Here is a 9690-nt window from a genome sequence, read left to right on the forward strand (position 1 = left end):
CGGCCACGTGAGTTGCCGTCGGTTTTGGTGTCAACTGTGGAACCTGGCCAGGAACCGCCGTGGGAACCTGATTGGGGGTTGCGGTTGGTACAAGCGGTGGCGTCGCCGTAGTACCGCTGGGTTGCGGAACACGGCCGGGCACTGCAACCGGAATCTGGTTTGGTGTTGCAGTCGGGACGAGCGGTGGCACAGCAGTTTGACCGGTGGGCTGAGGTGGGACCTGACCAGGAACTGCGACTGGTATTTGGTTTGGTGTTGCGGTGGGCACAAGTGGCGGCACCGCTGTTGGGCCGGTGGGTTGAGGCGGAACCTGGCCAGGGGTAGCGACCGGAACTTGATTGGGAGTTGCAGTCGGAACTTGCGGCGGCACCGCGGTAGGACCGGTAGCCAATGGTGGAACCTGATTGGGAACGGCTGTCGGAACCCGGTTTGGTGTCGCGTTTGGTGCCAAAGGCGGAGCTAGAGTTGGCGCTACTACCGGCGTGGGAACCTGACCAGGAACCGCTATTGGTGTCGCAATAGGAACCTGACCGGGAATTGCGTTCGGGACCGCGCCCGGCGCAAGGACTGGAACAGTAACGGACGTGGGCGTTTGCTGCGTTCCCTTAGGCGGCAACTGATTTGCCACCGGCTGAGTTGGGCCAGTAACTTGATTACCTGCCCCTTGCCCACCAGCCTGCCCGCACCCTTGGCTCGACTGGTGTGGGTTCCCTACGCCTCGGCACCACCCGTAGTGATTTCCGCGGGCAAAGACCTGAGTAGCGGCCAGTTCTGCAATTAGACAAGTTGCGGTAAGTACAGAAATTCGGTTCAGTTTCATAACATCCTCACCAACTTGTTGTCAGAGCAAGATACGCGCCAGGATCGCCTGAGTCGGTCAACGGACCGTCTCTCAAAGGGACACCGACATATCCGGACAGGAATAGATTTTGCTTAAACTCAATGTCCAACCCAAGACCTGTCGATGCCAGTGTAGCATTGTCAACTTCAAAACTCGCAGGGTCATTGTTCGAGATGTAACCCACGTCGAAAAAGGCAAAGGGCGTTAAGCGATGTATGCTCTGGGAACTGGGGAAGTAGGAATGAGACACTTCGAAAATCGCGGAAATCCCGGAATCACCATCCACTTCGTCAAAACGATATCCGCGCAAAGCATAGCGATCACCAAGGAAGTACTCTTCGACAGAGGGCAGCCGGTCTGTTGTGTACTGCCCCCAAATCTCGGTGCGCCAAGCTGTGTTGGGCGACAAGCCCGTTAGTGGGCTTTCGTATCCGATGCCGCCTCGTAGATGCCAGAACGAAGAGTCCCCGTCGTCAAAATTCGCGTCTGTCGTGTCGTTGTCATTGTCACCAAAAGATAAGGTTAGCCCCGCTTCCAGAGCTTGTCCCTTTGGATAGTTTTGCCCGTAAAGATATGTAAGGCCAACGACACTCGCGTCACTGGATAGTGGAACGCCACCACTGACTGAATCCGCTTTTGAAAGGCGATAGTCCAGCAGAAGATATCCATAACGGGCCACATCGCGGATCACGGGGTAACCCATCGCGACTGTGAAGTTCTCGCCGTCAATATCTGTTCTCGCAAAGTCCCCTGAGAGGTCACGTTTTGCGTTTATGTTCCCGTAGAAGATCTCACCGTACAGACCATTGCTGTTCAGCGGCGTGCGATAGGTAAGAGCGCCCCATAAAGAGTGCTCATCGTCTTTGTCCCAATTGTAATTGCCTGATCCCTCAAATCGCAGCAAATCCCCGACGGTCAGCGTTGAATAAAACTCTTGCACGACATAGAAGCTTAGCGCTTCTCCAAGCTCACGCGGAGGGTTGTCGAGTGTCGCACTACCGGCTTGTTTTCGCAGTGGCTCTCCCAATACTCTCAGCCGAGCACCAGCCTGATCCGGGTAATCAAGTTCGGTCGACAACTCCAAGTCAGGTATGTCCTCGGCTAGCATAACCGCCCGCTCAAATCGTTTCAGCGTTATGGGATAGGAGGTGGTGAGGGGCCGAAAAATCTTCTCTAGGGTTTGGAACGTGCGCGTATCTACACCTTCAATTTCGATGGTTTGAATGCGCCCTTCATCAACAATTATGCTCTGCCCATCGGGGCCGGGCCAGGCCTCAGCCAAGAAGTAACCGTCTTCTCGGTAGATCTGCGTGATCGTTGATGCGACATCCACTGCTGTGATGCGCCCTGACCGATCAAAAGCCAACTGACCGGCAAACGTTAACAGCTCATCCGTATCATATACCGTTACGCCGCTGACAGAGTGCTGTGATGCGATGTCCCAGGTTTGGGCAATGCTGTATTTTGGAACTGCAACAAAGGCCACTAAAGTGCAAATGATCGCAATTACAACCGAATTGGATACGGGCATTATCGATAACCTTAAGGTGACTGAGCATGTTGAAGCCCAACGATATTACATGGTTCGCATGTGTGAACCTGACGCTATTCGAATATATTGATGGGTGATGTTTTTTAGAAACATATCGAACAGAGCGCAGATTTACTTAATATACTGCACATAAGACGGCACTCATTTACACAACCCCGCTTTTCAACCACGCAGAGTAGAGAACTAGTAGGACAGTCCTCACAACTCCGGTTGCTCAAAAACATAAAGCCGCGATTTCTTGGCATCATCTGTCAGGATATAGAGAAGCCCTCTGATCTCATCGAGAGCGATCCCTTCGGGATGTTTAACTTCTTTTTGTTTTCCATCTTCTGTGAACGTCAAACTGATAGACTTTACGGACTTGGATTCTGGATTGTAGATGAAGATCTGACGGCCTTTGTCACTCACAATCCAAAGAGAACGCGAGGACCGGGACCATGCCAGGCCGCTCAAATCCAGTTCATCATCATCTACACGCTCGGAGATAAAACCTGCATCGCGGGCTAAAGGAATGATCTCAATAATTTCGTCTAGCTCTGGCGATAACACCATTAACAACCTTGGTTGTCCCTCGATGCCAACGAAGACCCGCCCGGATTCCGGGTCAACGGCGATACCTTCGGGTCCCTTATTCAAAGGGTTGCCGACGAGTAATTCAGCGGCGGTCGGGTAACCTTTAAGAGATGCGAGAGGTATTGTCGTCAGTTGAATGGGGTCAGTTGGGTGAACGACTAGGATTGATCGGTCAGTTTCTTGAAGCACCAAAACAGACCCATCTTTTCGAGGTGCAACACCCTCCAAATCTGATCCTGCCAATGCTGGCAACTTGAAAGAGTTTCCTAATACCCCGTCGACTCCGAGTAGGTGCAGTTTAGGTTCGGCATCACTTACAGACCACAAGAAGCCTTCAGTGTTAGACATTGCCAAACCGGAAGGCTCTGAAAATCCCTCTGATTTGTCTGCCACCTTGAATTTATCGACCAGAACCAAACCAGCACTTTCGGCGTAGGCAAAATCGGTCCAAGGCAAGATGGCTGCCGCAACCAAGCTGGCCGTAAAAGCGAGTCGTCTAAGTTTGCAGAAACACCGTGAAATTGTAGGTTTTGACGGAAACACTTTGTTTTCTGCCATTCAATTTTCTCGCGCTTGGACCATATCCTTGTATCAGCGTTCGTATCACAGTCCGGACGCGATGTCCGAAGAATGCACGGTAATCTCTTTACCTGATCCCGCCTGTTGCGATTGAATTGAATAGGGCACGATGTGCCTTTGGTGAAGCGTAAGCCTTTGGCGTGAGCAGGAAGGAAGACAAGTTGAATACGACCCTCACATTTGTGACCGTGTTGTTGATGCTGCTGTTGCCAGGTGCTGCGGTGTCACAAGTCGACCCTGCGACGATGCTGGCCGGGGCTTCGGAATCGGAAATTCTCATCGAACGCCGGTGGACGCAGTTTCGTGGCAAACAGGAACTGTATTTCTTTACTCTCGATGTGATCGTCACGATCATTCTGGCTGGCTTGATCGTCTATCATCCGGTGAGACGTAAAGCCCGTAGAAGTGTCAGCGATATCGTCATGCCGCGACTGTTCTTCCTTTATGCGCTTGTCGGCATGGCGGTTGGGTTTCTGGTCGTACAGCACGGATCGATGATCGGGTTCGTGATTTTTGGAATAGGAGCTCTGTTAAGGTTCCGATCAAATATGGATGACCCGGTCGACACGGTGGAAATGATTATAGTCACCGTGCTTGGGCTGGCGGTAGGGCTGGGCTTACCCTTGATGGCCACACTGGTGGCGGTTGTATGTTGGTGTTTCATTTGGCTCGGTGGGCGAAACAAGGGCGTGGAAATTTCGCTCAAGGCTTCAAACGAAGAGCACTCATTGAAAGTCAGCGGGGACATTGAAGCCATGGCCGCAGACGCTGGCTGGAAGCTGGTCAGAAAACACCACGTCCCCGGAAAGTCTCGCGTCTCATTGCTTTTCATCACCTCGGGTGGACTTTCAGAAGCCCGGATAGAAGAGATGATAAACGATCTGGTTCCTGAAAAAGTTGAACTGAAACTCAACCTCTAGTCATTTCACAAGGTCTAAACGTTTCAAGACTGCATTCGGGGATCTGATCTCTTCCGGAAGCGACTTGAAATTTACCGACCTTTCGAAGTCAGGTCCTCGATATACTGCTATCCCAAATTTTCCGTTTGGCTGGAACGTAACATGAGTGAAGCTGTGAGGTGATCTGGCTTTTGATCCGATAAGCCGTCGCGGGCCACCTCCCAAACAAGCTTGGGAGACGTAAGCAACACCATCTTTCCAACCCGGATAGAAGGCATGATGGTGGCCTGACAGATGCAGAACCACACCGCTTTCCAAATAGATTTTTTCAAGTGTTGGGTCACCGATGATTTCGCGTTCACGCTTGATCGCGAAGGGCCAAAGTGGGAGGTGACTGAAAGTGACAATCGGGTCTCCACTTGTACCCAGTTCCACAAGTCGGTCCTGCTGATCGCCGGACAGCGGCCCTAGGGTCGTAGCATCCAGAGACGCAAACGTAATGCCTTGCATCTCAAATGCGTAGAAGAACGGGTAGTCATCTGAAACCAGGAAGTCGACGTCTGGCTTTCTCGGCGTCCATTCCTCTGCGTATATTTTTCTTTCACGCTCGAACCCTCGGTAAGCGGAGGCGTCATGGTTTCCCGGCGTGACCGCAAACGGAATTCCGGCAGCCGTTAAAGGATCTGATACCGCCTCGTGAAACGCCTTCCACATCTCCCTGACCTGTTTGTCGGACAAGTTGGGAATGCGCTGTCCCGCGACCATATCTCCGGTCGAAATCACCAGATCGGGATCAATCTCGATTATGCGCTCAATCGCTTTGTCGACGCGGGCATCGTATCTTACCGAACCATAGCTTCCGTTCAGATCCGATATGACGATTACATCCAATGCCGCCGCTTTGCAGGTGAGCAGAGCGGTCCAAATGAACGCCGCAAAAAGCTTAGAAAGCTTACGGGTCACTACAGTTCACGGCCTCCACTACGGTGTCGTTTCTCACAAAGAAAGCGACAGGATCCAAGTCGAACATCAAATCACCATTAGAACAATTGTCCTGGAGGATGGATGTTGCAAGCGCGGTATTTTTGACAACTTGTGCAATCTGACTGTCTGACAACCCAATGCTTTGCGATAGCCAGTCATAGACCGGGCCTTGGGTTTGAAGGTCACTATTCAATGTAACCAAGCGCCGGTACGTGCTTGGAGAGAAGTGGCGAATTTTCTCCAGCATTTGAGTAGATTTTGCGAAGTTGGCATACTCGATACGCGCACCAGCATCGTTGTCGTTTAGATTGCTGCGACGGATCAATAATGCGTCGGCGGGAACGTCTTCATCGTTTGGCTCATGGTGCTTGGCTTTCTTATGCTTCAGCTTTCCGTCTTCGACCCAATACCAATAGGGTGTGAAGTCTATGTTTCCTACGCGGTCCTGCTGGCTAAAGATGAAATCGAGGAGAACAATCTCGGTAAGTTCTTGCATCCAAAATGCCATCTGTTGGTCGCTGACATCGGGACCGAGATCCTTGTTGATCATCCGGTCTTTTCGACCTTCGCCGACGCCATCTACAATGGCCTCTGGCAAGGGTTTTGAAGAACGCAAAGCCAAGAAAGCAGGAGTTTCCTGAAAATCGCGGTTCTGACCTTTCCCCCAACCAGATTTACGGGTGCCGTTGATCTCCGAGCCGTATCGATGCCCAGGGCTATCAAGCAGCACACCGTATATTTGCGTTCGATCTGCGGTGAACAGATCGTCGGTTGGCTGGTATGAGTTCGGGTCAGCATCCGCAGCTGCGAAGACCCGCCAGCCTTCGTGGTTCATGCGCCCGCCATGAGAGCCACCAGAAATCGCAAGGCCAGGCTCTGCGACTTCGGAAAAATGCGCCTGGGCGTCCATGCTACGCCAAACAGCGACTGGAACTTTGACAGTCGCATCGAAATATCTGGAGAAATGATAGTAAAGCAGCGACGAGGTGGAAAACGTTCCGCTGGTGCCCTTTTGGTTCATGGTGGACTTGAACTTGGCCACTCTTTCCTTGGCCAGATCTTTTGCTGCCTTCCCCTCTTTGCAAGCGTTTCTCTCGAATTCAAAACGGTTCCCCACGTAAGGTCCTTCCGAAATATCGTAGACGGCCATTCCTGGGCTGGTGCTCCAAGTTTTTGGGCAAATCGCAATTTCGGAGGCATAGAAATCGATCTCGCAATAGGTTGTTTCTTCCTCAAGGTCGCTGTTCTTATACTCGCCCATTGGAATTTTTTCGATCCGAATACAGCGTTCAGTACCGCCGTTGGGACTATCAAATGTCGTGGCTTCACCTAGAACATCGTCGTTCGCCCATAAGACGGTGGGTGCAATGAAAGCAAGTGACCCCAGAAGGTTGAACTTCATTTGGATAGTCCTCCCAATATCATTTGGGGCAAATCGCTGCCTGTTGTTCGGTGGAGATTTTCAACTTGGGGTCGACGCTGAAGTTGGAGAATTTTGAGTCAATCCACTGGTCGCACCCGCCTGAACATGGGGCCCCGTTTCGGGCATCATTCCAATATTCCTTGGCCCTTTCTTCCGTCCAACCACAAAACTGAACGAGCGCCATTGCCGACAATGCTCCCGAGGAATGAACACCCCACATGCAGTGCACCAGGACAGGGCCTTTTCCAGGGTTTTGAATCACCTCGTGTATGGACGCCATGACAGCACTGGGTCGGGAGGATCTGGCACTTTGATAGTCAAAGGATCCGTTTCCACAACTGGTGCGACCGTATTCAGTGTTTTTGCCAAAGTCGGCATAAAACCCGGTTGAAAACCCTTCACCGCACAGAGTTTCGCGTTGACCCTCACTTAGGCCAGTTCGATCCTTGTCGCCACCCTTGAAACCGGATCGATACAACACTCCGCTTAATACTGGGCGAAAGAAATCGACACCATCAACGCCTCCGTCACCACCCTTTGACAGCATTTGACTGTTGCTTGGACCGCCATTTCGACTGGTCACGTCAGAATTCGCAGTGGTTGCGAGAACACCAATGAATATGAGGGACGCCAAAAACCGCATGCCATCTCCTTTCTATACTTGAACCTTTGATGCTCAAACTCTTGCGACCTGATAGTCTCTCGGAAAGGCTAGTTCACGACAACCATATCAAGTGGGCAGTTAGCTTTCCGCTGTGAAACTTTAAATGGGCCACACCAGATTGATGATAACGACGACTACGAAGTAAGCTAGAACAACTTTCCAGTTCCATTGGTGCTTGTTTTCTTCATTGATCACGCCAGCCGATTTCAATGCCAGGTTAGTGATGATTAAGGCGACAACGATGACCGCCGCGTGTGCCAGGTCGAATTGCAAGTTTGAACACCTTCTTTCAGATTTGGGATTGATGGAAGTCTGTCAGCAGTCACCTGATGGCAGCATAGCTACATCTGAGTACCTTCCCTCGGAGGTCGTGATCCGAGCGCATGCACCGGTATCCTTGTTAAACCAGTACGAGGTTAGCCCCTCGCTTCGGATGAGTTCAAACCCGAGACTTTGAATACCCATTTCAGCTTGGCCCGCTCTTGCCCCTTCAAATGACGAAAGATCGCTAGAGCTGCCCACAGTTGGTGCACTTGCATCCACTGATCCGCCACTGTCGTCGCATGCTGCAAGCGCAGTAGTACACGCCGTGCCGATCACCAATAGGACCTTGGGTTTCATCTGTTTTTCCCTCTCTTTTTATACTTGCGTTCCAGGGTTTCTGATTGATCACCTATTCAATTCCGAAAATGACGTTGTAGTCGACGGAAGAGTTGCTGCGATTGATAACCTCCACAACATGATCACCAGATTGCCAAAGCTGTCCTCGATACTCCTTGTCCGCGGACATCAATCCCAACAGTTCAGAACCATCGGGGTTGCGAATAACGTAGTCCAAGGAGCCATTTCGCGGAGCAACGCGAACGTAAAGGAACTGTTCGCTTTTGGCACCGAGAACATATTGCTGTGACGCTCCGGGCGCGAGTTCACCAACGAGTTCGGCGCCGGTGGAACCACCATCGAACTTGACACGTTGGCTACCGGTAGAACCGGCCGCGCCTGCCACTGCTCCACCGCCATCATCCATCGCCTCGACAACCGCCATCTCGCCGATGTTTCCATCCTTGTACGCGATGCAGCGCCAAAGTGTTCCACCTGCGTCTCGCAGCATGACGAGCGTACCCGCCTCTGAGAACTCTGAGCTTTCAATCGTTCCGGATTGACCGTCTGGTCCACCAACCTGCCGCAAGTGGTCGATACACGCGTCGTCTGCTTCAGACATTGCAAACGAAGCCGTGCCTGCGATTGCGAACATCGGTGCGAGGAATTTAAGTACAGCGAATTTCATCAGATGGTCCCTTGCTGGCTAATCCTTAGAGTTTTGTTCCCTACAAAGCGGAACCTCACTTAGTTACTCGTAACTTTGACAGAAACTCGTCGCATGCCTGTGCGCTGCCGACGATCTCGCCTGTCGTTTCAATTCCTTGCAGTGACGCCATCTCGGAATTAACGCGATTGAGGATCTGATCCGCTTGCTCGGCGGTGATCAGATTCTCGGCTTGTGCTCCTTTCAATGTGGTGCAGACACCGGCGGACAAGCCAGTCGCAACGCCGACACCTATCGCGGCACCGCCACCCATGGTCATCGCCCCAACCACGCCGAGGGCGAGCCCGATCACGATACCCAAGATCACTTTTCCTATGTTTTCCTCCCTTTTGGTGAGAAAGAGTTCAGCCACCACTACTGGCGCAATCTGCGTGCCCATCTGCAAATCAAGACCAGCGCTAACAGGTTGAAAACCGGTGCGAGCGCCGCGAACCAAGGTTTTGTCGATTCCGAGAGCAAGTCCGCTACGAGTATCCAAGGTAGTCCCAACGGCAGAAGGAACACCCCGGACAAAGGGTCTCTTTCTTGTCCTAACCAGCCAAATGTGCCCGTTAAGAACGCAACCAACGCTAACAGGTAAAGGATCGCGAATAAAATAGTGGTTATTCTACAAACCAAATCGAACTACCCGAAGAGCGAGCCAGTGCTGCGCAGCCGTTATCGGCTACGCAGCAGACTGCTCACAATGCGCCTTCGTCGCCAAGGAACTCGATACCAGCTGTCGCGCCATCACTGTAAGCAATGCAATTCCAAGGAGCACGATCCTCGCCAACGCCGACTGTGACCTGTGTTCCGGCCTCGCTAAACGCGGATGAGAGCACCACGACTTGTGAATTGTTTGTTGTGCT

At 51.9% G+C, this 9690-nt stretch carries 9 protein-coding genes; 2 read left to right on the forward strand and 7 right to left on the reverse strand.

Annotated features, from left to right (window positions below; translation table 11 throughout):
• Positions 1-390: 390 nt before the first annotated feature.
• Positions 391-522, forward strand: coding sequence for a hypothetical protein (locus AC2FJF_RS11750; RefSeq protein WP_282121537.1), 132 nt, complete (start codon positions 391-393; stop codon positions 520-522).
• A 305-nt stretch (positions 523-827) separates the two neighbouring features.
• Here the strand turns inward: AC2FJF_RS11750 and AC2FJF_RS11755 are convergent, their stop codons facing one another.
• Positions 828-2372, reverse strand: coding sequence for a ShlB/FhaC/HecB family hemolysin secretion/activation protein (locus AC2FJF_RS11755; RefSeq protein WP_496725565.1), 1545 nt, complete (start codon positions 2370-2372; stop codon positions 828-830).
• A 219-nt stretch (positions 2373-2591) separates the two neighbouring features.
• Positions 2592-3524, reverse strand: coding sequence for an SdiA-regulated domain-containing protein (locus AC2FJF_RS11760; protein WP_496725566.1), 933 nt, complete (start codon positions 3522-3524; stop codon positions 2592-2594).
• Positions 3525-3706: 182 nt separating this feature from the next.
• On the opposite strand from AC2FJF_RS11760, the gene AC2FJF_RS11765 reads away from it, so the two are divergent.
• Entirely contained in the window at positions 3707-4465 is a 759-nt protein-coding gene (locus AC2FJF_RS11765; protein WP_496725567.1) for a DUF4956 domain-containing protein, read from the forward strand.
• Here AC2FJF_RS11765 and AC2FJF_RS11770 read toward each other — a convergent pair whose 3' ends face one another.
• The 5 genes from AC2FJF_RS11770 to AC2FJF_RS11790 form a co-directional block, all read right to left on the reverse strand.
• Entirely contained in the window at positions 4466-5407 is a 942-nt protein-coding gene (locus AC2FJF_RS11770; RefSeq protein ID WP_496725568.1) for a metallophosphoesterase family protein, read from the reverse strand.
• Positions 5397-6830 carry a hypothetical protein gene (locus tag AC2FJF_RS11775; protein WP_496725569.1) on the reverse strand — a complete coding sequence of 478 codons (1434 nt, stop codon included), beginning with the start codon at positions 6828-6830 and terminating at the stop codon, positions 5397-5399. The genes AC2FJF_RS11770 and AC2FJF_RS11775 overlap by 11 nt, the downstream gene beginning before the upstream one ends.
• A 784-nt stretch (positions 6831-7614) precedes the next feature.
• On the reverse strand, positions 7615-7788 hold the full coding sequence (locus AC2FJF_RS11780) for a hypothetical protein (protein ID WP_157054209.1): 174 nt from the start codon (positions 7786-7788) through the stop codon (positions 7615-7617).
• A 400-nt stretch (positions 7789-8188) separates the two neighbouring features.
• Positions 8189-8803, reverse strand: a complete 615-nt coding sequence (locus AC2FJF_RS11785) for a hypothetical protein (RefSeq protein ID WP_281996018.1) — start codon at positions 8801-8803, stop codon at positions 8189-8191.
• A gap of 55 nt (positions 8804-8858) precedes the next feature.
• A complete protein-coding gene (locus tag AC2FJF_RS11790; protein ID WP_496725570.1) occupies positions 8859-9320 on the reverse strand; it encodes a hypothetical protein in 462 nt (153 codons plus the stop codon).
• Positions 9321-9690 lie beyond the last annotated feature (370 nt).

Source organism: Ruegeria sp. CDSB013, from assembly GCF_059611165.1.

Excerpts from the sequence above, each read along its gene's own strand:
- AC2FJF_RS11750 (WP_282121537.1), top strand. The coding sequence starts at position 391 with ATGGTGGAACCTGATTGGGAACGGCTGTCGGAACCCGGTTTGGTGTCG.
- AC2FJF_RS11755 (WP_496725565.1), bottom strand. The coding sequence starts at position 2,372 with ATGCCCGTATCCAATTCGGTTGTAATTGCGATCATTTGCACTTTAGTG.
- AC2FJF_RS11760 (WP_496725566.1), bottom strand. The coding sequence starts at position 3,524 with ATGGCAGAAAACAAAGTGTTTCCGTCAAAACCTACAATTTCACGGTGT.
- AC2FJF_RS11775 (WP_496725569.1), bottom strand. The coding sequence starts at position 6,830 with ATGAAGTTCAACCTTCTGGGGTCACTTGCTTTCATTGCACCCACCGTC.
- AC2FJF_RS11785 (WP_281996018.1), bottom strand. The coding sequence starts at position 8,803 with ATGAAATTCGCTGTACTTAAATTCCTCGCACCGATGTTCGCAATCGCA.